Source organism: Vibrio maritimus (genome assembly GCF_021441885.1).
In the GTDB taxonomy this organism is placed as follows: Bacteria; Pseudomonadota; Gammaproteobacteria; order Enterobacterales; family Vibrionaceae; genus Vibrio; species Vibrio maritimus_B.
On record NZ_CP090439.1, the window covers coordinates 1,099,770 to 1,121,467 of the forward strand.

Here is a 21,698-nt window from a genome sequence, read left to right on the forward strand (position 1 = left end):
CCCACATATATCGTTTTACGAGAATTCAAATACTTAAGGAAAAAGCGCCAATTTAGAACAAGATCTAGGTCGTTTAATTGACGACGAACGTCGCTTTTTTACACTCTCATCACATGTTTTACCTTACTTTTCCCGACATTTGAGTGCATTTGAACTAGGAAACCATTACTCTAATGGCTCTGTTTAGGACATGCATCGGAACCATTGTGCAATCGAATCAACCAGCAGACGGATTAACAACGGCTAAGAATCCGTCTCGAAAACTCAAAAGAAGCATCGCTTTTGGTCTGCCCTTTATGGCAGCCTTTGCCTTTCTTCACAGCTTACCTGACTCAAATATGCAGGGTACCATTGAGCTCAATCTCAATGACTCACCCGTGGTAGCTGTACTCGCTGATGAACCAGCGAAAGCCGAACTCCCTCCTAAGTTTGCTTATCTTGTTAAATCTGGTGATAGCCTAAGCCAGATCTTTGATCAGCTGGGCTTTCCATACAGTGACATGATGTCAGTGATGGAAACCGATTTGAACTTCCTTGTTCTTGATACGCTTAGACCCGGTGATCGTCTGCGCTTTTGGCAAGATGAAGCGACAGGTGCACTAAGCAAACTCGAAGTTAGTCGTAATGTCGCTGAAAAAGCGGTTTATGCGCGTCTAGACGATGGAAGCTATGAGTTCGAAGATATCTCTATCCCGGGTGACTGGGAGAGTGTCGCTATGGTGGGCAGCATCAACGGTAGTTTTTCTGCGTCAGCTAACAAGCTTGGACTGAGCCCGCGCGAAATCGATCAGGTAGTCACACTGCTAAAAGACAAGCTAAGTTTTACCCGCGATCTTCGAGCAGGCGATCGCTTTGAGGTAGTGAAGAACAGCCAATTTGTTGAAGGCACGCCAACGGGTAATTCAGAGATCCAAGCGATCAAGATCTTTAACCGTGGTGCTATGTACTCGGCTTACCTACATTCGAACGGTCAGTACTATGATGCGAAAGGGGACAGCTTGCAGCGCGCCTTTATGCGCTATCCCGTGAAGAACCATCGTATTACTTCGGGCTTTAATCCAAATCGCCGTCACCCAGTGACGGGACGAGTTTCACCGCATAACGGCACAGACTTTGGCGTTCGTACCGGTACTAATGTCTACACCACTGGTGATGGCGTTGTTGCTATGGTCCGTAACCACCCGTACGCGGGTAAGTACATCGTTATCGACCACGGTGGACCCTACAAGACGCGTTATCTTCACCTGAGTAAAATCTTGGTGAAGAAAGGGCAGAAAGTGACTCGTGGGACTCGAATCGGTTTGTCCGGCGCAACGGGTCGCGTGACAGGTCCACACCTTCATTACGAGTTGATTTCTCGTGGAAGACCAGTAAATGCTATGCGAGCTAACATTCCTATGGCAGACTCTGTCCCGAAAAACGAGCTCAAGCAGTTTATTGCGCGTCGTGATGAACTCGATGCCATGCTTGAGAAACAAGAGACCAAATTGGCTAGCCTATAAATGGCCAAATAACCAGGTGTAATGAATGCAACAATTAGAATTTCAGCTGCTGGTCATGCAGCTATGTGAGTTGAAAACACTTCCAGATGCGCTGAACAAGCTGAAAAGCTCTGAAAACCCAGAAATCAAAGAGGCAGCAGAAAGCCTAACAGGTCAATTTGCTTTGGCTACGGTTGACGGTGAAGAGCGTATCTATCACGTGTTTAACGATGTTGATGATAACGGTGAAGAGCAAGAGTACGCTGAACACATCATGAACGAAGGTGATGATGTGATTAAGTTTGTCGCGTGGTTCTTTGACGTTATGTTCGAAATCAAACCGAGCGATACTTACAAAACAGCAGGTAAGACTTACCGTCAGCCTAAACGTTCTTAATCGACATGCGTTAGAGCGTTAAATCTGGTAGTTCGAAAGACAAACGGCGTTCATTTTTGAGCGCCGTTTGTGATTTTATGGTCAGGCTCTAGGCAATTTGGTGTGGATGTGCAATGCTTTTTGTATGCCCCCTTCAACGAGGTTGCCATGGAAAGTAAAGAGACCGCGCAGACCAGTACTTCCCAGTACGTCGTTTCTCAGCGTTTTGGTTTTGGTCCCAGAGTTGGCGATGCCAAACAGGAACCCGCACTCAATGATCAGCTAAAAGCGACCCCCTACATTCACAAAGCCATTACTGAGTTACCGTCAACCACAGAAATGTTGGCGCATCTTGGTGATTTAAACCGCCGCAGAAAAGAAGCGACAACGCCAGAAGAGAAAAAACTTTTCACCAAATCTAGCAATGCTTTCTTCCAAGAAAATTTTCAAACCATTGTACATGCGAGAAATCTGCAAACCTTAACTACACCGCTTGGCTTCCAGGAAAGGTTGATTCAGTTTTGGAGTAACCACTTCGCCATTTCAGCAGACAACAGACGCGTTCGTCCGATAGCTGCCGGCATCGAAAATGAGGTGGTTCGCGAGCTGTGGAGTATCGATTTTCCTTCCATGCTGCTTGCGGTTTGTCAGCATCCAACCATGCTGATGTATCTCGATAATCACCGTTCTATTGGGCCCAACTCAAAAGTGGGTCAAAAGCGCAATAAAGGCCTTAACGAGAACTTGGCGCGGGAGATTCTTGAACTTCACACCTTGGGGGTCGATGGCGGCTACTCACAAAACGATGTGATTGAACTTGCCCAAGGTTTAACTGGCTGGACAGTGAGTTTTAAAACAGATCGACCAGGGTATCAATTTGTTGATGCCATGCATGAGCCAGGCGCTATCAACGTACTGGGTAAGGTCTATGAGGAAGAGGGGGAGGAGCAAGCGATATCTTGCCTTCGTGATCTAGCCAATCATGAAAACACCGCGAAGCATTTATGCAGCAAGTTGGTTCAACACTTCTATGGCTCAGGTCATCCTTCGCTAGTGGATGATCTCACTAAAGTGTGGCTAGAGAATGAAGGGATGCTGATTCCTGTTTACATCACTTTAATTAACTCCACGCTCAAAAATAGCAGTCAACAGCTGAGATTTCGGACGCCTCAAGAGTGGTATTTTGCGGTACTTCGTAGTGCTGACTTTGAGCCCAATGCGCGCCAGATGCAGCAAATGCTACGTCAGCTTGGACAGCCGCCTTTCATGCCGGGATCGCCTGCAGGGTGGTCCGATAAAGACTCTGATTACAACTCCTCATCAGCACTTACTCAGCGTTGGCAAGTTGCGAACCAAATCGCCAAGCTGGTAGTAAGACAGATGGAGCGCAGCAAACAAAATGTCGATGACAAACTGATTCAAATGACCCAGCGTCTTTACGGTAGTGAGGTGGATGAGCACGTTCTTACCGCCATGGATAAAGCGCAGGATCCCACGTCGAAATTGGTGGTGCTGTGGATGAGCCCACAGTTCCAATACAGGTGAGTACTATGGCAACGAGACGCGATTTTATTAAAGGCATCGGGGCAGCATCTTTAGTCACCATGTTGCCCAACTTGTCATTGGCTTCTACCCAGAGTCCGAATGTGCTGGTGTGGATAACACTGCGCGGGGCAATGGATGGATTGAACGTGGTGGTGCCAAGTTTCGATGAGGATTACTACAACCTCAGACCTAGTATCGCAATAAAGAAGGATCAGCTTCAGCCATTAAGTGATGGCTTTGGATTGCATCCAGCGCTCAAGAATGTGTATCAATGGTATCAACAAGAGCAAGCTGGCTTTGTGCACGCTTGTGCAACGGGTTATCGAGAGCGCTCTCACTTTGATGGGCAAAAGGTGCTTGAGAACGGCACCACCGACCCATTTGGTCCAATTGGTTGGATGAACCGATTCTTAGCAACGCAGCACTCACAGCAAGCGATAGCAATAGATTCTGGCATGCCTCTGATAGTTCAAGGAGATGTAAAAGTCAGCAGTTGGTTCCCTCATAAACTCAAAGCAGAGGAGGAACAAAGCCTATTGCTGGCTGAGCTATTCCAAAATGACGAAACCCTATCAGCAAACTTCGAAGAGAGCATGAAGCTTGAATCGATGACCAGCGGAGGCAGTCAGAATAAGCAGTTTAACAATTTGATGCGTCAAGCGGGTAAGTTTATCAGCTCACCACAGGGACCCAATATTGCGGTACTAGAGCTGGGCGGTTGGGACACCCATTCAGGACAAGGAACGACAAATGGTCGCCTTGCTTCTCAGTTGACTAAGTTAGACAAAGGGCTTGATGTACTCAAACAAGCCTTGGGCGACAAATGGCAATCGACTGTGGTTATCGCAGCCAGTGAATTTGGTCGAACTGTAGCAGAAAACGGCACCAAAGGGACTGATCATGGTACAGGCAATGCCATGTTTATTATGGGCGGGGCACTTGAGGGTTCAGATGTCATTACTGACTGGCCTGGACTTGCTGAAAGTGAACGATATGAAGGTCGTGACTTGCAACCGACGACCGATATGCGCTCAGTGCTCAAAACGGTGCTTAGCCAACATATGGGGGCTGATGAACAAACCCTACAGCAAGTGTTCCCTGATGCACCTCAACCAGCGGACTTAGGTAAGTTGCTTGGATAATGCGTTAATCTGAATTGCTGGCTCCTCTGTACCACATAACTTTGCGAGCCCAGTAACACTGCTTGTCGATAAGCGTGTTACTTGGGCAAATTCATGTATAATTCCAAGCAACACTTCCCTAGGAGCGCACGCCTACATGAACAACTAACTCAATTTCGAACGTTTTATACAAGTAACTTTTGAAATCGCAGAGTTAGTGGGCGTTGGCTCGTTCTATATTCCTGTCTACCTATCAGGACATTGCTATTTATCGCGACATTGTCGTATGTGATGCCATGCGTCTCATGCTCTGCCAAGGAGGATGTATGACTACAATTCATGCTATTTCATTATCAAAACAATTTTCTGACGGTCACGATCTGTTTCACGACCTCTCTTTTATCATCCCTGTTGGCGTGAATGCCTTGGTTGGGAAAAATGGCTGCGGCAAAAGCCACTTAGCGTCAATACTTGCGAAACACTCTCAACCCAGCAGTGGAAGCGTTGAGTGGGGGAGTAACACCAAGTCAATTGGTGTTTACCGTCAAGAAGAGTCACAAGATGAACTGGATTACTCTATCGCCGCTTACCTGGGTGTTGAGGACAAGCTTGAAGCTCTCAAGCAGATTTCACGAGGTTCAACCGACAATCAGTGGTTTGATCTTATTGCCGATTCAGATTGGCAGCTTGAGCAAACTTTGACGGAGCTATTCGAGTCACTGCGGTTGCCGACTGACCTAAGTACCAAACTGCTCCATTTAAGTGGAGGACAACGGGCAATCATCAGGCTTTATCGTTTGCTTAACCAAGAGCACGATGGATGGATCCTCGATGAGCCAACCAATCACTTGGATACCGAGCACATAAGTTGGTTAGTGGAAACGCTAAGGCAGCGACAGGTACCTATCCTAGTGATCAGCCATAATATATCCTTCCTCGAGCAAACCGACCGTATTTTCGAGCTTGATAGCTTGGGAATTACCTGTTTCGGTGGCGGTTATCAGGGATATATAACCCAAAAAGAGCAAAAGCTTGCGGCGATCAACAAGATGGCAAAAATGTTAGAGAAAGCCCGCAAAGTCAAAGTAGAGAAAGCGCGCCGTCGAGACCTTACGATGCAAAGGCTAGCGAGTCGGGGCGAGAAGCTGCGGGCGTCTGGTAGCCAGCCGAAGATATTGATGGATGGCAAGAAACAAGGCGCACAACTCGCCAATTCGGCGGTAAAAGCGCAGAACGAGCGACAAATGGCTGACCTCGACCAAAAAATACAGGATGTAAAATCGCAACTTGAGCAACTCAAGCCACAAAAATGGTATACCAGTGAGGTTCAGTCGACAGGGAGAGTTAAGGTCCACTTTGAAGGCTTTTATCATGAGCGAATAGAGTCAGAGCCTATTACTGCTCAGATATTTTCTGGTGAGCATGTTTGGCTCAAAGGCGCTAACGGCTCTGGAAAGTCCACCTTGCTGAGGCTACTTTTGAAAACAGAGCATCACTCAAGCGTCGATGACAATTTGGCTGTTAATGGAGTGTGTTTTTATCTCGACCAGTACTTCTCTTTTTTGGATTCTAATGTCTCCATGTTGGATGCAGTATGCACGCATTGTGCATCCTTAAATATCCCACAGGCACGAACGCTGCTTGCTGGTATAGGTTTTCGGCGTGATTCGGTGCACCAAAAGGTATTGGATCTTAGTGGCGGAGAAAAAATGAAGCTCGCAATGCTCATTGCCTCTCATCAAACCCAAGCCTCAATCTTGTTGTTGGATGAGCCAGATAACCACCTTGATTTGGAAGCTAAGCAGCAACTTGTTAAAGCCATCAATGGCTATACAGGGGCTGTCATAGTTGTCAGTCATGATGTTGGGTTTATTAGGCATTTGACGATTCACAAAACAATAGAGCTAGGTTAGCGAGCGAGCACTATACTCATTTCATCTTGTGACGATCGCGGATAGGAGAAGTGATGAAGTTAATAAGGTTATGGTTTGGACTCGCTATTGTAATCAGCAGTAGCGTATTAGCGTCAACCTCGGCTACTGACGATGGGCTAGTCCGAGTTAAAAGTACTCACGACGTGTCGATGACAGCGGATAAATTGGCAGGTCTGCTGGAAAGCAAAGGCATGACCATTTTTACCCGTGTTAAGCATTCAGATTCGGCGAAAAAAGTGGGAGTAGAGTTAAGACCTACTGAGCTCATCATCTTTGGTAATCCTAAGGTAGGATCGCCATTGATGGCTTGTAGCCAAAGTGTCGCTATCGACCTTCCGCAAAAGGCGCTGATCATGGAAGACGATCGAGGAGAGGTGTGGCTTGTTTATAACAGCCCAAGCTATCTTGCTGCGCGACATCACATAGAAGGGTGTGACAAAGTGCTTAGTAAAGTCGAGGGAGCACTCGCCAATTTTGCCAAAGGTGCAACGCAGTAACGTACCTCTAGAAAATACACACTGAAAGCAACGCTGAAAAGGGAGCACTTTGCGGTGCTCCCTTTCTTTTATTCGCCTGCCACCAAATGCTTCTTGGTACGGATGCTAGCGATAAACATGTAGATAGCAGTTGCCATCATGGTTGCTAGTAAGTATGCCATCAGACCTTGCGTGCCATTCATAAACCAGTCAGCAATCATAGGGCCTGCCACAGAGCCAATACTGTAGCAAAACAGCATCACCTGTGTAGCGGAGACAATGAAGCTCTCGTCCAGTTTATCGCAGCCAAGATTAATGGCGATTGGGTAGAGCGCAAATGTTGCCATGCCTATCAAGAATAGACTGATTGCCAACACACTTAAGTCGTCGCTTAAGATCACCAGTCCCACACCAAAAACACCGAGTAGACAGAAAAGGCCCATCAATGGCGTACGTCCTGCTACTTTAATCAATGCTGGAACGATGGTTTGCACTGCCATACCACCAAGAATAACCAGTGCCATTAGTGCGCTTAGGTTCGTTTGTGACACCTCACGGTGCGTCAGCTCGACTGGCATCAAACCGTAGATTGAGCCCAGCGTTAGACCCGAAACGATGCAGCCAATGATCGCTGCATGGTTAAGCTTTGCAACCTGCTTAAGCGACAAGGTTGCGGAATGCGCACTTTGCGGCTGCTGAGTTGGGACAAACATCAGTACCATAATCGCTGCGCTCAGCATTGAGAGTATCACGACGAACGGTACACTGCCTTCGATACCAATAAAACCAATGCCAAGCTGCCCAAGCGCCGAACCGCCATACAGCGAGCCCATGTAAAGCCCCAGACGTTTTGCGCGGCTCGACTCATCACCGACTAATAGCCAGGACTCGACGATGACAAAGACACCTGCAACCGCAATACCAGCAATAAAGCGAGCAACTAACCATACTCCTGCCACTGGGACTAGAGGTAGAGTGATGATGGTCGCGATAAACAGCGCCAAACAAGCAATAAATGCGACGCGGTGACCGACATGTTTTACCGCAGGTTCAATGATGACCGCACCAACTAGCAGACCCGCATAAAACACACTCGCCAACCAACTTGCGTTGCTCGCGTCTATGCCATACTGATTCAACATCAGAGGGATCAGACTCATGAGATAGCCCGATGCCACGGCATAAAGTGATAGCGCAATAACAGGAACTTTGAAACCAGTTTTTACTGCGAAATCAGTTGTGTTTTCCACTAGCGGAGCCTCCAAATTTAGTCGTGGGAAATCAAGAAAAAGAAAGATTTGATGAAGTTTTCGGCGCGACTATGAGGCTTTAAGAGGGGGGAGTAAAACGAAAAAAAATGATCTTCACGATAAAAGAAATTTATCGATATTCTATGGACGAGCTGCAGAGAGTAAGAGGATTAACTGACTGAAATTGAGCTATATTGTTTCTGTTGATTAAGTTCATCTGACTGTACAACTTTGTTTCTACCTGAGGCTTTCGCTTGGTAGAGCGCTGAGTCCGATTCGAGAATATAATCACGAAGCTCGATTGACTCTGTGGCAGGTTGGAAGCAAGCACCTGCACTGATGGTGACCGATGTATTGTGTTCGGAAAGAGCGAGTCTTTCGGTTTGTTGGCGGACCAGCTCTAATACTTCGATAAACTGTTTTTTAGAGTCGAAAATTCCAATCAGAACGAACTCCTCCCCACCAAAGCGGCCTGCAAAGACAGTGTTAGAGGCATGCATCTTGATGAGATTGGCTACTTTGACAAGAACCTCATCACCAAATAAGTGACCATAGGTGTCATTGAACTGCTTGAAATGGTCAACATCAAATAGAGCAACACCGATGGACTGCTGACGAATAAGTGCCGTGTACTTAAGACCGACAAAGCGCTTTTCGTATTCGCGCCTTCGATAAAGACCAGTTAGATTGTCGAACTTTGCGTGTCGGGTTAGCTGCTTTTCTGCCTGTGTAAGCTTAGCGATAAGTTGGGTGTGCTCGAAGTGTTCATATAGCCTCGAGGTCGCGATGTCTGACTGATGAGTGTTGAAAAACACAAAGTGAAACATGCCAAATATAAAAACCATCCCAATAAGATACCAGCCCTCACTAAACGCATAGACCGTCGGTAAGCTAAACACAGCAATAAAATAGCCGATGTAACTCGTCTTGCTGTAAGAGAGGTAAGAGTACCCATGAAACGCAACAGACGCAGCAACAAGCAGTGACGCTATGGTGACTTGAAAGTTATTTTGAGAGAAAGCAAGCCATATCCCAATACTCCAAACAAAGCCGTTCAATATTGGTGAGGCTGCAAAAATAAGATCAAAACGACGGCTAGTAGCGGTCAGAGAATCAAGCTTTTTAATGGCAGATTGAATAGAGAGATGACGAAGCCAAATGACACAACACATACAAGCATACCAAGCGAAAAGTTCACTGTTTAGGTCTGTAGTTAAGAACAGAAGTACAGCGAAAAGCGCGCCCATGATGGCATGGTTTTTTACCGCATGACGAAACAGTGCCGCAGTTCGAAGATAGCGTTCTTTGTATACACGTAGTTGGATTGAGTCCATGGGCCATTAGCTTCCTGTGCTTCATCACTTTTGATAGCACTGTGCTAATAAAGTTATCACTTATATTGGAACGCGCATATTATATTTGCTGCAAGATGTGAAGGCTTTCGGTATATCATGTGCTTACGCGCACAGTTTTATAGAAAGGTGAGGAAAAATCCTACTTTGGCTAGGTAGTTTGAAGCAAAACCAAAAAATAAAAAAAGCATCGTCTTTTTTGATGTTTCTTCGTCTTATAAAGAGACACTTTTTAATTAGACGAGACACATGTTCAAATTCAAGCCTTCCCAAATCACTATCGATGGTCAATCCACCGTTATACAAGCCGATGAAAAAAATCTAGTGGAGCTGGCAAGCCGAGTGGGCGTTCGTATTCCTGCACCGTGTTTAAAGAACAAGCGCAAGCACGGCTGCTGCAAGGCATGTTTGGTTGAAGTTGATGGAGCTCAGACTTACGCATGCAGCGCTAAGCCGAAACCTAATACTGAGGTCGTTGTTGATAGAGAGGATCTTAAACAGATCCGCAAGGAGTCCATTCGTGATTTTAAACAAAATGTAAAATCGGGAAAGACTCAGGTTTGCCAGTGTTAGCAAAGTTCGCCGCGACTTAGCGGCGAGACTCTCGATCACCAAGCTAGGATAAAAAGAGGGCGTTAAATCTTGAAGAAGTTAGTCGCGAACTTATAATTCTCCCAACGGTGCTTCACATTGGAGTACTCAAAAATCTCACCATCATCAAGGTACACTACCTGTTCTACATTGACCAGTGGCTCTCCTTCAGCGATCCCAAACTGCTCGGCGTAAAAGGCACTCGCTTTAACGACAGAAATTTCCATTGTCGAACTGTGTATTTTTAGACCAAGTTTATCGGTAATAAAGCTGTAGATGGAGTCCTCGGCATGCTCTCTTTTTAAACCTAAGATGATACTGATTGGCATATAGGTTTCTTCCAGTGAGGACGCGATACCGTCAATGATGCGCAGTCTGGTGGTGTTATAGAGCATATCTTCCACATCGCAGTTAAGACGCTTGGCAACATGTTCGTCGGCGGGTACGACCTGAAACTCGAGCACTTTAGTTTCTACGGATTGACCGTTAGCAATAACATTAGCTTTGGTCCCATGCAGATGAGCATAGCCAGCATTACCTAATGGTCTTTTTACAAAAGAGCCAGAGCCACGTTTGCGCACGACCAAGCCTTCCGTTACCAAGATATCCAGTGCTTTTTTGATGGTCAGTTCACTACAACCGAACTCTTCGGCAAACTCGCTGCCGCCAGGGAGCTTTTCAGTGGTGCTGTATTCCCCAGACAGAATGCGCTGCTTGATCGCTTGATAGATATCAGAGTATTTCGCTTTGGTGGTCGCCATGCTTCGGAGTTTGCTCATAAGTAAATGATTTTGGTCATAGTATGACAAAACCGAGATGAGTAAAAACAATAGCGTGCTTTTGTTGATAATTGTTTGCAATTTGTACTGTGATTCGCTGCTTAAGTACAAGCCAAAACAAGGAAGCAGTGTGAAAGAGCTCTTTCTTGCGCTATGACAATAAAATTGCAACTGACTATGAAAACGATATTGATTCCCATTTAACTGTGGGTGATAATGAGCTTGTCTAATATAACCATAAAATATATAAGGAAATCGGAATGAGTCAGTCCTTTGGTCTCGTCAAGCGTTTGGCGTTAACAGCAGTCGCAAGCTTAGCTATGGTCGCTCAAGCAGGCGCTGTGACTATTCAGCACTTTAAAGGAACGAGTGAATTCGACAGCACGCCAAAGCGTGTCGTTGTACTAGGCAATGGTAGCTTAGATGTGCTGGACCGTATTGGCGTGAAACCCGTAGGTGCTCCTCATTCACTTCTCCCAGAGTATTTGGCTGGTTATAAACAAACGACGGGTAATACAGGCTCTGTTGGTGAACCTGACTTCGAAGCCATCTTTACGTTGAAGCCAGATGTCATTATCGCTGAAAACCGCATGCTTCGTGTTTACGATGACCTAAACCAGATCGCACCAACGGTGATGTTCTATGTCGACAACGGTCAATATTGGCAAGATGCACAAAAGAACTGGCGTATGTTAGGCAAGTTGTTCGATAAGCAAGATGAAGTGGAAGCGCTAATCGCTGAAACTCAGCAGCAACTTGACGAGGCTTCATCAAAAGTTGCGAAAGAGAAGTTGAACGCCTTGATGTTGATGAATAACGGTAGCAATGTTGCCATGTTCAATAAGGGCAGCCGTTTTTCTATCGTTTTTGATGACTTTGGTTTTGCTGAATCGAGCAGTCAGAATGTGGCTCCAATCGAAGGCGCTCACGGAAACCTCATTTCATTTGAGTATGTTGCAGATGCTCAGCCGGAAGTCATTTTTATTCTGGATCGCGAACAAGCCATCGGTCGAAGTGTTGGTAAGGCACAAGAGTTGTTCAACAATCCATTAGTTAACTCTACGCCTGCTGCGAAAAACAACAAGGTTGTCTACATCGACCCTAACGCTTGGTATATCTCAGGCGGCGGTGTGACTGCTACGCAAACCATGATCAGCGATATCGATAAAGCACTGAACTAATCAGATAAATTGCCGAAAGTCTCTGCTGGTAATCCGGCGGAGACTTTTCTCGTTTAGGATTCCTATTAAGCCCATCGTTGTAATGACCATTCAAAAATACATTCTGGCAAGTGCGCTGCTCATTGGATTGGCAGTCTGCTCTCTTGTTCTTGGCGCGGCTTCCGTTTCACTCATGGATCTATTTCGTGGTGATGAGCATGCCTATTCCATCTATGTCGTCAGCCGTGTCCCTAGACTGCTTGCCATTATCCTCGCAGGTGCCGGTTTAAGTGTTGCCGGTCTGATTATGCAGCAGATCGTGCAAAACCGATTTGCGTCTCCATCGACCACGGGCACTATCGACTGCGCACTACTAGGCTATGTGGTTGGGCTTATTTTCCTTGGCGGTGCAAGCCAGTGGTTGCATCTAGGAGCCATCTTCTTCTTTGCCGTAGCGGGTACACTGATTTTTGTACGCTTTTTACAAAGACTGCAATTCAAGAACGCCGTGTTAGTACCGCTCATCGGCATTATGTATGGCAACGTAGTTTCCGCGTTGACCACATTTATTGCTTACAAGTATGACTTAGTTCAGACCATGTCCTCGTGGACGGTAGCGAATTTCGCCAGCGTGTTGCAGGGCAATTACGAGATCCTTTATCTCGCGGTTCCCGCTTGTCTTTTGGCGTATTTCTATGCGCGCCAATTCAGTGCTGCAAGTGTAGGAGAGAGCTTCGCAAAGAATATCGGTCTGGATTACCAAAAGATCGTGTTCATTGGCGTTATCTTGGTGGCAGTAAGCTCATCTACTGTGGTGATGATCGTCGGCGTTATCCCATTCCTTGGTCTTATCGTCCCTAATATTGTGTCGCTATTTATGGGCGACAACATGAAGCGGATATTGCCTTGGACAGCCTACTGGGGCGTTATCTTGGTGCTTGCTTGCGACATCTTAGGTCGTCTCATTATTTTCCCTTACGAAATGCCTATCTCGATGATCATCAGTATTTTCGGTGGTGCGGTGTTTATTTATCTGGTGTTAAGGGAGAAGCGCAATGCGTGATTCGTTAAAAGTCTCTTTGCTCGTCGCTGGGTGTGTGGCCATTATTGCATGGTTTATTGGTCAAGGACTGACGGCGGATAATTATCAGTTTTTCCTATCGCGCCGTATTCCCAAAGTGTTGGCGATTGTCCTAGCCGCAGTAGCAATCTCGGCTTCTTCTTTGGTATTTCAAACCATCACTAACAACCGTATTTTGACGCCTTCTATATTGGGCTTTGATAGCTTGTACCTGATGGTGCAAGTTCTCATGGTGGTTATTCTTGGCAGCACCAGTTTTTGGGTCATACACGCAATGAGTAACTTTTTGCTTTCGACTTGTGTGATGATTGGCTTCTCACTGCTGCTGTTTCATTTCTACTTTAAACGCAAAGACAGCAATGTGTTTACTTTGCTGCTGATTGGTATTGTTTGCGGAAGCCTCTTTAGCAGCGTAACAGGGTTCTTGACCATGCTGGTGGATCCGAATGAGTTTGCCAGTATTCAAAACTCCATGTTCGCGAGCTTCAACAATGTGAATGCCAAGCTGGTGTATTGGAGCCTTATCCCGCTATCGCTCTGCTTAGCTATTTTGTTCTATTACGCCCCTAAGCTTGACGTGCTCTGGTTAGGCACGGATAACGCGACCAGTTTGGGTGTGAATACTCAGCAGCTTACCCAACGGGTGATGATTCTGATCACCATTATGATCGCCATCTCGACTGCGTTGGTTGGCCCCGTTTTGTTCTTTGGACTCATTACAGTGAGCTTAACCCGTGAGATGTTTAGTCATTATCAGCATCGATTCCTAATCATAGCGAGCAGTTTATTAGCGGTATTTTTACTGGTAACGGGTCAGTGGTTTGTCGAAAAAGTACTGGCATTTGAAACGACGATCAGCGTCATTATCAATCTCGTTGGTGGGTCCTACTTCCTGTTCTTATTACTAAGAAACAGAATTAATTAAGAGGTATAACAGTGATTAAGTTAACAGGTCTAAGTAAAAAATACGGCAAAACCTTTGTGGTTCAAGATGCCGATGCGCTGTTTCCGAAGGGAGAGGTCACGTCGATCATTGGTCCCAATGGTGCGGGTAAAAGTACGCTGCTGTCGATGGCGAGCCGCTTGACTGAGAGTGACGCTGGTGAAGTTGTTATCGGTGATAAGCTGCTTGCACAGTGGGATACCAAGGAGCTTGCTAAGCATCTGGCTGTCCTTCGCCAATCGAACAACATCAATATGCGATTTACTATTCGCGAGCTGGTCTCTTTTGGTCGTTTCCCTCACTCTGGTGGACGTTTGACGGCGGAAGATAACGAGATCATTGACCAAGCACTCGGTCATTTAGGAATCGAAGAGATTCAACACAAATACCTTGATCAACTGAGTGGTGGTCAGCGACAAATGGCGTTCATTGCGATGGTCGTCGCTCAGGATACCGATTACGTGTTTCTTGATGAGCCATTAAACAATCTCGATATCAAACACTCCGTGGAAATCATGCACACGCTCCGTCGTTTGGCGCATGATTTCAACAAAGCGGTGGTGATTGTGATCCATGACATTAATTTTGCCTCATGCTACTCGGACAACATCGTGGCGATGAAGAAGGGTAAGGTCATTAAATCAGGTAGTGTCGAGGAAGTTGTTCAGCAAGAGACAATGGAAGCTATCTACGAGATCCCATTCGATATTCGCGAAGTGGATGGGCGCCGTGTGTGTCTCTATTTCAATAGCTAACTCCCTTTTTCAGTGTCTTTTGAAGGAGCCAACGTGGCTCCTTTTTTTATCTGGCCTATTAATGTCCTTATTTTGATGTTTTCTGTATTTATGTTGTTAATGGGCGAGTGAGTTCTTACTCCATAATGCGGCCCATGTTAAAGATTAATGAGGACACAATATGAAAACGAAACCGTCTTTATGGCTGATGGTTGTCATGCTGATGTTTCCGCAGATAGTGGAAACCATTTATAGCCCAGCATTGGGTTCAATCGCACAATCATTTGCTGTTAGTTACGCACAAGCCGCACAAACTCTATCGATATACTTTTCGGCTTTCGCAGTTGGCGTTGTCGTTTGGGGAGTATTAGCCGATAAGTGGGGGCGACGCCCGACAATGCTATTGGGTTTGTTTATCTATGGCGGAGCAGCACTTGTTGCTATGAAAGCCGATAACTTCACCACTGTGATGTTAGCCAGGGCTGTCAGTGCATTCGGTATTGCGGTCGGCTCTGTGGTAACTCAAACCATGCTGCGCGATGTTTTTCGTGGCGAAGAGTTAGCCAAAGTATTTAGTCTAATGGGGATGGGTATTTCCATCAGCCCCGTACTTGGAATGTTGTTGGGTGGTCAGCTATCGCAAGCAGGTGGGTATCAGTACGTGTTCCTAGCCTTATTTGTGATGGCTCTGGGGCTCTTCGTTTATAACTTAGTTCAACTGCCAGAAACGCAGCAACAAAAACAGCCGCTACAACTCTGTAGTTTGAGTGGTCGTATGATCAAGGATGTAAAAATTTGGCAATCTGCCGTTTTGGTTGCACTGTATAACGTGGCTCTATTTTCCTACTACCAGCTAGGTGCATTTCGCTTTGCAGAGCTTGGTTTTAACGCTCAGCAGTTTGGCTATAGTGGCATTGTTTTAGGCTTAGGTACGCTTGTAGGAAGCTACGTAAACAAAGCGATGCTATCGAGAAGCTTTTCTCATCGAACGTTATTAGGTGTGGCAGCCCTGCTTCTTGCTGTGGGCTCGATTGCCGTATTTGCCATGCTCGACTCAATCTGGTTTGTTGCGCCTATGATGTTCGTCGTCATGTCATTCGGTATTGCGATTCCAAACGTGCTTAGTGTTGCGTTGACCGATTATAAACAGCAAGCGGGCAGTGCGGGCGCAGTGTTTGGCTTGATGTACTATTTAATGATTGGTGGAGGTTTGGGCTTAGCAGGAATAATACAAGATCTGGGTACTGTCCTGATCGGCTGCAGTGTACTGACGATGATTGTCACCATGAGAGGTAAAAAGCACTAAGTCAAAGGTAAGGCGACTAAAAGCGCTCTGCATGTCGGAGAGCTTTTTTACTTTTAGTCTTCGGTTTGTAAATAGTGGTATTTCGTCCATAACTCGATAATATTATTGATAGAATTAGACTAAAAGGAGCGAGGGAATTCGTGGCTATCATTGATGAAACCACTCGGTTTGATGCTGACAGTATTGAGAATCCGGTTGTGGGTATTGCTGCTACCGTCGGGACTCATGACTCTGGCATGCACCATCATCAAAAGCATCAATTATTATTCGCTGCCTCAGGTTGTATGTCGATATCCCTCGATGGTGCAAAGTGTATATTGCCACCGACACGTGCAGCTTGGATCCCTGCAGGGATTGAGCATTATGCGAAAATGAGCAATGTGGTGGCGTATCGCTCTCTCTACTTTGATTCTGAGCTTTGTGTTGATGTCCCCGATATGGTCACCGTGTTCTCTGTTAACCCTCTACTTAGAGCGCTTATCGAACGCATGGCGTTTTGGGAGTGGGAAAAACCACAAAGCGAGCAAGTGAACATGATGGCGTTGTTCTTTGAAGAACTGAGTGCTGCGCCCAAAGAGAACATGGCACTGCCGCTGCCGAGCGACAGACGGTTGCAGCGATGGCTCGATGGGGTGGTAGGTGAGCATTATCAGCCACAGCCGCTTAACCAAGTTGCCTTTACGGTCGGTGCTAGTGCCAAAACAGTCACGCGCATCTTTACTAAAGAAACGGGAATGCCCTACCAAAGTTGGCGTCAGCAATGGCGATTATTGATGGCGATTCAATATCTTTCAGAAGGGAAGAGTGTCGCCGATACTGCTAGTGAGCTCGACTTCTCGAGTGACAGTGCGTTTGTCTCGTTCTTTCGCCAGCAAACGGGTGAAACACCGGGCAAATACGTGGGAGAAGGACAGTAAAGTTGGAATGCATTGTTGAGATGATAAACTATTGAGATGCACTCATTTGTTCAAAATCAGTATGTCCAATACAGACTCTAAGCCGTTCACCGAGCAGCAACTTCAAAACACGCTAGAAAAAATAGTGTCTCATCCACTGTTCTATTCCTCTCCCAAGCTCGTTGCGTTCTTGCGATATATTGTGGAGAAGGCAGAGGCTGGATTGGGTGACGAGCTGACACAGTATGGTATTGCCACCGAATTGTTTGGAAAGCCCACTAGTTTCGATCAATCTAGTGATCCTATGGTGCGAATGCTTGCAACCAAGTTAAGAAAATCTCTCGCGGTCTTCTTTGAGGATAACCCTAACTGCGAGGTGAAGATAGACCTGCCAAAGCGAAGCTATACGCCAATATTGTCTTTAAATGGCAGCTACTTACCAGAGCCAACACTGCCTGATACTCACTACCCAACCATCGCGGTTTTACCTTTCTCTCTTACAAGCCAAGACGAATTATGCGTGGATCTAACAAACTCACTGCAAGAAGAGTTGAACCACGCTTTGGGTCGCTTTGATCAATTGGCGGTACTCTCTCCGCTTCGGATTCAAGAAGTATCAGAAGGATCAATATCGCTTAGCGAACTGCGTCGTTTGCTCGGGGCTAGGTACGTGATTTCAGGCTCGGTGAGACGAAATAGCATGTCTACTCGCATAACCATTGCGTTGAGTGAGACCGATCAGGGGATCCAAATATGGAGCGAACGTTTTGAGTTGATGGGTGAACTTGGTTCGCTTGGGGAACAAGAGCGCATAGTACAAAAGATGGCAACCAAGATTGGTTCCTCATATGGCGTTATCTCGATGCATGAGTTTCAAGCCATAAAGCACCACGACAAGACGGTGCTGAATGACTATCAAGCCAGGCTTTTTTATCTTGAGTATCTCACGAAAATGAGCCAAGAAAGTTTGCAGGACATGATTGCGCTATATGAAGACTTGACGTCAGAGCGCTATGCCAATGATGCACGAATGTTGGCGACGTTGGCACAGTTATATTGTGACGCTTTGTTGTTTGGCATTATGGACCAACAGCAAGTGATTGAGCGTTGTGAAAAGCTGGTAGCAAAAGCTCTGGATTTCTCCCCACATGATAGTGAAGTGATTTTGGCTCAAGCTTGGTGGGCGCTACTGACGAACAACGAACAAAAAGTAAAGAGTTGCGCAGAGCGTATTATTCAACTTAACCCAAATTCACACTACACCATAGGTGCTGCAGGTTGGCTGGTTTGTCTGTCGGGTAATTTTGACTACGGCATTCGAATTCTGACTGATCTGTTGGGTAAAGATGAGTACTTCCCAAACTGGCTCAAACTAAGCCAAGCGCTGAATGCGATTCGACAGCAGGATATGGATGCGGCTTTGCAAAGCATCGAGTTGTTTTACGTGGAAGGCAATGTACTGCAAACCATTCTATTGGCGTTAATTTATCAAGTGACAGGGCACTACGCGTTTGCTGAGCAGCATTGGAGTGAGGCGAATGGCATGGTATCAGAGCTTCCGAGGATCTCTGAACAATTATTGAAAGTGATGATTCTGGATGAATCACTGTGCGAAACACTTGAGAAAGCACGGCAAGTACTCGTGCGATAGTGACGGGAGCTGTATTAACAACGTATTGAATAGTTTGATTTTCAAGTTCAACGTAAACTGATTAATTTACGTATGTTACTAAAGTAAAGTGTACCCCTTGTTACTGTTGGGCCATGAATTGTTACGTTAGTATTGCCATATCAACCAAGTAGAGAGGCAATATCATGTCTAACGTAAAAAAATGGCCAGCAATCGACCCAGAAAAAGTAGCAAAGTATAAGCACATTTGGGAAAACGTATCTGCAGCAGATAACCTAGATCCAGAAGTCGCAGCTTATCTAGCTCGCGTTAAAGAGCAAGGTGGCGGTAAAGGCATCGAACAGATGAGCTTTATCAACAAAGACTACCTAGGTTTCTACCAAGCGCCATTCTCTCAAGATCTAGATAACACAGATGTTGTTATCTACGGTATGGGTATTGAGAAGTGTTCTCCTACTGGTTCTTCACACAAATTCGCACCACAACGCTTACGCCACCTAAGTAAAATGGGTATGGGTACGGTTGGTGACAACGGTGAGATCCCATTCGAATGGTGTCGTGTTTCAGATTACGGTAACTGGGACAGCCTAGGCCAGTTTGAGCTGAAAGCAGAAGTTGAGCAGCTCACTGAACTTCTTCACCACATGGTTGTTGAAAAAGATTGTACGCCACTTATCTTCGGTGGTGACCACACAATCCCATACCCAACGATGCGTGCACTCGGTGAGAAGTACGGTCCACTTCGCGTTATCCACTTCGATGCGCACTACGACCTATCAACGCGTGCTGACTTTGATTACCCATACACATCAGGTCACTGGCTACCAAAACTGTACTCTGAAGGTCTAGCGGATCCAGAGCGCACAGTTCAGATTGGTATGCGTGGTCGTCAAACGGCGCTGGTGAAAGGTAACCACATCGCATTTGGTACCACTGGCTTCACGACTAACGAAGTTTATGAGCAAGGCGTGGATGCAGTAGCAGACAAGATCATCGAACTTTGTGGCGATGGTGGTCCGGTTTACTTCACGTTTGACCTAGATGCACTTGATACTGCGTTCTGTCGTTCAAACTCGAGCCCAGATCCATTCGGTCTGACTCACCTTCAGGTTTACGACATCATCCGTAAAGTGAAGGCTTCAGGTAAAGTACGTCTTGTGGGTGCTGATATTGCAGAATACACGCCAGACACAGATCCAACAGATAAAGACGGCATCATCGCAGCTGGCTTTGGTTGGGAACTACTTTGTTGGCTAGCAGAAGAGCGTAAGAAAGAAAACGGCGGCGAAAACCGTCACACAGTATGGCACCAAGCATTTGGTTCTGTATCGCTGTAATCTTACTGCACTGATTATAAAAACCATCGCTTTTTGCGGTGGTTTTTTTATGTCTGCTTGATAACAAAAATTGATGCAAACGACAAAAAATCAGATTAGTGATACTTAAACAACTTTGCTTCAATAGCGCCCGAAAGATTGCTGTTAATCTTATTTTCCAATTAAGGGTTTAAAATGTTTGCTATTGATGATGTTGTAGTTGCAACTAAAGGTATCGATCTAGGTAAAATGGTCGTGACTGGTTTGAGCAGTGGCGGCTTCTACGTTCGTGTAGAAGTAGACGGCATGTCTCTAACTTACCCAGCAAAAGACCTACAAAAAGCGTAATCTTTACTGCTTAGTTCTTCTTTTTAAATGGCGACCCAATGGTCGCCATTTTCATTTAATTCTTAATACTATCAGTATACTGCACTCTCTTGGTGCGTTGCCCCTCTTTTAAACCATGCCTGCATCGTAGGTGTGCAATCTTCGAATGTACTACAAGCGCTAATACTATTGAGTCTCAGCACTATTTCACCCTATTCGCGTCGACTGGAATGAATGTTGCAGTTCAATCATAGACATAAAGAGAGCGAGTCTTTAGCCAGGGAGGGGAGAGATGATACTTATCTTACGTGCTACATCGTTGAACAGCGTCAATGTATTGCTGACATTAGCTTTGATTTCATCGGTAGCACTACTTGCTTTTGAAGCCAATCAACTTGGTATGGTGCTGCTATTCCTAACTGCAGCACTATCAACACTTTTACTGTTTTCCTTAAGCCGAGAAGTTCGTGTACTTAATGAGTATATGGTGCAGATGAAGGGTGGCGAAGAGCCGACACTTCCAAGCTCAATAGCGTTACTTTATTCGAGTTTTCATGCCATTGATGACGTCGTTCAAATGATGTCTAGAAAGCTAAGAAAGGCAGAAGCTATGCGCTCAGAGATGGCATTTTGCGCGCAGGAGCTTGCCAGTAATGCCGTGGATGCAGCCAGGGACAGTGACAAGCAAGCGGACTCGACGTTGTCATCAGCGTCGGCAGCCACCGAAATCTCGCAAAGTATTGAGGATGTGTCGAGTCGTATTGAGCAAACACTGAAGGCGATTGAGCAAGGCAATGCTTTGTGCGGACAAGGAAATCAAGCGTTAGTGAGCGTTCAAGCAAGTGTTGAGAAAGTTGAAGAGCAAGTTGGATTTACCGCGAGCAGCATAGTGACGCTAGAGAGCCACTTGTCCACCGTATCTGAAATGTCACAGTTTATCCGTGATATTGCTGAGCAAACTAACCTCCTTGCTCTGAACGCTGCAATAGAAGCGGCGAGAGCAGGCGAACATGGACGCGGATTTAGCGTGGTGGCGGAAGAAGTTAGGCGGTTGGCTAAGCGAAGTCATGAATCTGCGAATGCGATTACCTCTCATGTTGATCAGGTGACCAGTAGCATGAGTGATGTGACCGCAATGGTTGAGAAAGTGAGAGAGGGTAATAGCCGTTGCACCAATCAAGCGCTGGTGGCACAAGAGACGTTAGAGGAGATGAAAGTCTCTATGGCATCGATCACTGACCAGGTCGCAGGCGTATCGGCTGCCTCAGAACAACAAGCGATCGCGATTCAGGAGATCTCCAGCAACATGGAGCAGGTTGCCGTTACCGCAAAGCATAATGCCGAAACGGCAGCGGACAATGCCCAAGTTGCCGAACATCTCGAAAAGCTAACTGCGTAAG

General features: G+C 46.1%; 20 protein-coding genes. 17 read left to right on the plus strand and 3 right to left on the minus strand.

Annotated features, from left to right (window positions below):
- Positions 1-296 precede the first annotated feature (296 nt).
- From LY387_RS21375 to LY387_RS21400, 6 genes are all read left to right on the plus strand, one after another.
- Positions 297-1,502, plus strand: coding sequence for a peptidoglycan DD-metalloendopeptidase family protein (locus tag LY387_RS21375; RefSeq protein WP_234497807.1), 1,206 nt, complete (start codon positions 297-299; stop codon positions 1,500-1,502).
- Positions 1,503-1,527: 25 nt separating this feature from the next.
- The gene (locus tag LY387_RS21380) at positions 1,528-1,878 is read left to right on the plus strand and encodes a hypothetical protein (protein WP_128648927.1); all 351 of its coding nucleotides are present in this window, start codon (positions 1,528-1,530) and stop codon (positions 1,876-1,878) included.
- Positions 1,879-2,025: 147 nt separating this feature from the next.
- Entirely contained in the window at positions 2,026-3,402 is a 1,377-nt protein-coding gene (locus LY387_RS21385) for a DUF1800 domain-containing protein (RefSeq protein ID WP_234496236.1), read from the plus strand.
- 5 nt (positions 3,403-3,407) lie between these two features.
- Entirely contained in the window at positions 3,408-4,544 is a 1,137-nt protein-coding gene (locus LY387_RS21390; RefSeq protein ID WP_234496237.1) for a DUF1501 domain-containing protein, read from the plus strand.
- 305 nt (positions 4,545-4,849) lie between these two features.
- Positions 4,850-6,436 (plus strand): ATP-binding cassette domain-containing protein, encoded by a 1,587-nt coding sequence (locus LY387_RS21395; RefSeq protein WP_234496238.1) that lies wholly within the window; start codon positions 4,850-4,852, stop codon positions 6,434-6,436.
- A gap of 53 nt (positions 6,437-6,489) precedes the next feature.
- Positions 6,490-6,954 (plus strand): DUF302 domain-containing protein, encoded by a 465-nt coding sequence (locus LY387_RS21400; protein WP_234496239.1) that lies wholly within the window; start codon positions 6,490-6,492, stop codon positions 6,952-6,954.
- Positions 6,955-7,022: 68 nt separating this feature from the next.
- Here the strand turns inward: LY387_RS21400 and LY387_RS21405 are convergent, their stop codons facing one another.
- A complete protein-coding gene (locus LY387_RS21405; RefSeq protein WP_042469785.1) occupies positions 7,023-8,183 on the minus strand; it encodes an MFS transporter in 1,161 nt (386 codons plus the stop codon).
- Between the two features lie 170 nt (positions 8,184-8,353).
- On the minus strand, positions 8,354-9,517 hold the full coding sequence (locus tag LY387_RS21410; RefSeq protein ID WP_234496240.1) for a GGDEF domain-containing protein: 1,164 nt from the start codon (positions 9,515-9,517) through the stop codon (positions 8,354-8,356).
- Between the two features lie 267 nt (positions 9,518-9,784).
- Here LY387_RS21410 and LY387_RS21415 point away from each other — a divergent pair, with 267 nt between their 5' ends.
- Complete coding sequence (locus LY387_RS21415) at positions 9,785-10,108, plus strand: 2Fe-2S iron-sulfur cluster-binding protein (RefSeq protein WP_234496241.1); 324 nt, start codon at positions 9,785-9,787, stop codon at positions 10,106-10,108.
- Positions 10,109-10,170: 62 nt separating this feature from the next.
- On the opposite strand, the gene LY387_RS21420 is transcribed toward LY387_RS21415, so the two are convergent.
- Positions 10,171-10,905 carry a GntR family transcriptional regulator gene (locus LY387_RS21420; protein ID WP_234496242.1) on the minus strand — a complete coding sequence of 245 codons (735 nt, stop codon included), beginning with the start codon at positions 10,903-10,905 and terminating at the stop codon, positions 10,171-10,173.
- 260 nt (positions 10,906-11,165) lie between these two features.
- Here LY387_RS21420 and LY387_RS21425 point away from each other — a divergent pair, with 260 nt between their 5' ends.
- From LY387_RS21425 to LY387_RS21470, 10 genes are all read left to right on the plus strand, one after another.
- Complete coding sequence (locus LY387_RS21425; protein ID WP_234496243.1) at positions 11,166-12,086, plus strand: siderophore ABC transporter substrate-binding protein; 921 nt, start codon at positions 11,166-11,168, stop codon at positions 12,084-12,086.
- 82 nt (positions 12,087-12,168) lie between these two features.
- The gene (locus LY387_RS21430; protein WP_419153455.1) at positions 12,169-13,128 is read left to right on the plus strand and encodes an ABC transporter permease; all 960 of its coding nucleotides are present in this window, start codon (positions 12,169-12,171) and stop codon (positions 13,126-13,128) included.
- Positions 13,121-14,071 (plus strand): iron chelate uptake ABC transporter family permease subunit, encoded by a 951-nt coding sequence (locus LY387_RS21435; protein ID WP_234496244.1) that lies wholly within the window; start codon positions 13,121-13,123, stop codon positions 14,069-14,071. Before LY387_RS21430 ends, LY387_RS21435 begins: the two co-directional genes overlap by 8 nt.
- Before the next feature lie 11 nt (positions 14,072-14,082).
- On the plus strand, positions 14,083-14,844 hold the full coding sequence (locus tag LY387_RS21440; protein WP_234496245.1) for an ABC transporter ATP-binding protein: 762 nt from the start codon (positions 14,083-14,085) through the stop codon (positions 14,842-14,844).
- 160 nt (positions 14,845-15,004) lie between these two features.
- Positions 15,005-16,129, plus strand: a complete 1,125-nt coding sequence (locus tag LY387_RS21445) for a multidrug effflux MFS transporter (RefSeq protein WP_234496246.1) — start codon at positions 15,005-15,007, stop codon at positions 16,127-16,129.
- Positions 16,130-16,269: 140 nt separating this feature from the next.
- A complete protein-coding gene (locus LY387_RS21450) occupies positions 16,270-17,046 on the plus strand; it encodes an AraC family transcriptional regulator (protein WP_234496247.1) in 777 nt (258 codons plus the stop codon).
- 61 nt (positions 17,047-17,107) lie between these two features.
- A complete protein-coding gene (locus LY387_RS21455; protein ID WP_234496248.1) occupies positions 17,108-18,676 on the plus strand; it encodes a hypothetical protein in 1,569 nt (522 codons plus the stop codon).
- Between the two features lie 164 nt (positions 18,677-18,840).
- Entirely contained in the window at positions 18,841-19,992 is a 1,152-nt protein-coding gene (locus LY387_RS21460; protein WP_031494544.1) for an arginase family protein, read from the plus strand.
- A gap of 174 nt (positions 19,993-20,166) precedes the next feature.
- A complete protein-coding gene (locus tag LY387_RS21465; RefSeq protein WP_128650681.1) occupies positions 20,167-20,319 on the plus strand; it encodes a hypothetical protein in 153 nt (50 codons plus the stop codon).
- A gap of 271 nt (positions 20,320-20,590) precedes the next feature.
- Positions 20,591-21,697 carry a methyl-accepting chemotaxis protein gene (locus LY387_RS21470; RefSeq protein ID WP_234496249.1) on the plus strand — a complete coding sequence of 369 codons (1,107 nt, stop codon included), beginning with the start codon at positions 20,591-20,593 and terminating at the stop codon, positions 21,695-21,697.
- Position 21,698: the final 1 nt, after the last annotated feature.

What these genes read in the sequence shown, in the direction of transcription:
- LY387_RS21400 (WP_234496239.1), top strand. Translation starts at nt 6,490, where the DNA reads ATGAAGTTAATAAGGTTATGGTTTGGACTCGCTATTGTAATCAGCAGT.
- LY387_RS21385 (WP_234496236.1), top strand. Translation starts at nt 2,026, where the DNA reads ATGGAAAGTAAAGAGACCGCGCAGACCAGTACTTCCCAGTACGTCGTT.
- LY387_RS21445 (WP_234496246.1), top strand. Translation starts at nt 15,005, where the DNA reads ATGAAAACGAAACCGTCTTTATGGCTGATGGTTGTCATGCTGATGTTT.
- LY387_RS21455 (WP_234496248.1), top strand. Translation starts at nt 17,108, where the DNA reads ATGTCCAATACAGACTCTAAGCCGTTCACCGAGCAGCAACTTCAAAAC.
- LY387_RS21390 (WP_234496237.1), top strand. Translation starts at nt 3,408, where the DNA reads ATGGCAACGAGACGCGATTTTATTAAAGGCATCGGGGCAGCATCTTTA.
- LY387_RS21395 (WP_234496238.1), top strand. Translation starts at nt 4,850, where the DNA reads ATGACTACAATTCATGCTATTTCATTATCAAAACAATTTTCTGACGGT.
- LY387_RS21410 (WP_234496240.1), bottom strand. Translation starts at nt 9,517, where the DNA reads ATGGACTCAATCCAACTACGTGTATACAAAGAACGCTATCTTCGAACT.
- LY387_RS21435 (WP_234496244.1), top strand. Translation starts at nt 13,121, where the DNA reads ATGCGTGATTCGTTAAAAGTCTCTTTGCTCGTCGCTGGGTGTGTGGCC.
- LY387_RS21465 (WP_128650681.1), top strand. Translation starts at nt 20,167, where the DNA reads ATGTTTGCTATTGATGATGTTGTAGTTGCAACTAAAGGTATCGATCTA.
- LY387_RS21470 (WP_234496249.1), top strand. Translation starts at nt 20,591, where the DNA reads ATGATACTTATCTTACGTGCTACATCGTTGAACAGCGTCAATGTATTG.
- LY387_RS21415 (WP_234496241.1), top strand. Translation starts at nt 9,785, where the DNA reads ATGTTCAAATTCAAGCCTTCCCAAATCACTATCGATGGTCAATCCACC.
- LY387_RS21460 (WP_031494544.1), top strand. Translation starts at nt 18,841, where the DNA reads ATGTCTAACGTAAAAAAATGGCCAGCAATCGACCCAGAAAAAGTAGCA.
- LY387_RS21430 (WP_419153455.1), top strand. Translation starts at nt 12,169, where the DNA reads ATGACCATTCAAAAATACATTCTGGCAAGTGCGCTGCTCATTGGATTG.
- LY387_RS21425 (WP_234496243.1), top strand. Translation starts at nt 11,166, where the DNA reads ATGAGTCAGTCCTTTGGTCTCGTCAAGCGTTTGGCGTTAACAGCAGTC.
- LY387_RS21375 (WP_234497807.1), top strand. Translation starts at nt 297, where the DNA reads ATGGCAGCCTTTGCCTTTCTTCACAGCTTACCTGACTCAAATATGCAG.
- LY387_RS21420 (WP_234496242.1), bottom strand. Translation starts at nt 10,905, where the DNA reads ATGAGCAAACTCCGAAGCATGGCGACCACCAAAGCGAAATACTCTGAT.
- LY387_RS21380 (WP_128648927.1), top strand. Translation starts at nt 1,528, where the DNA reads ATGCAACAATTAGAATTTCAGCTGCTGGTCATGCAGCTATGTGAGTTG.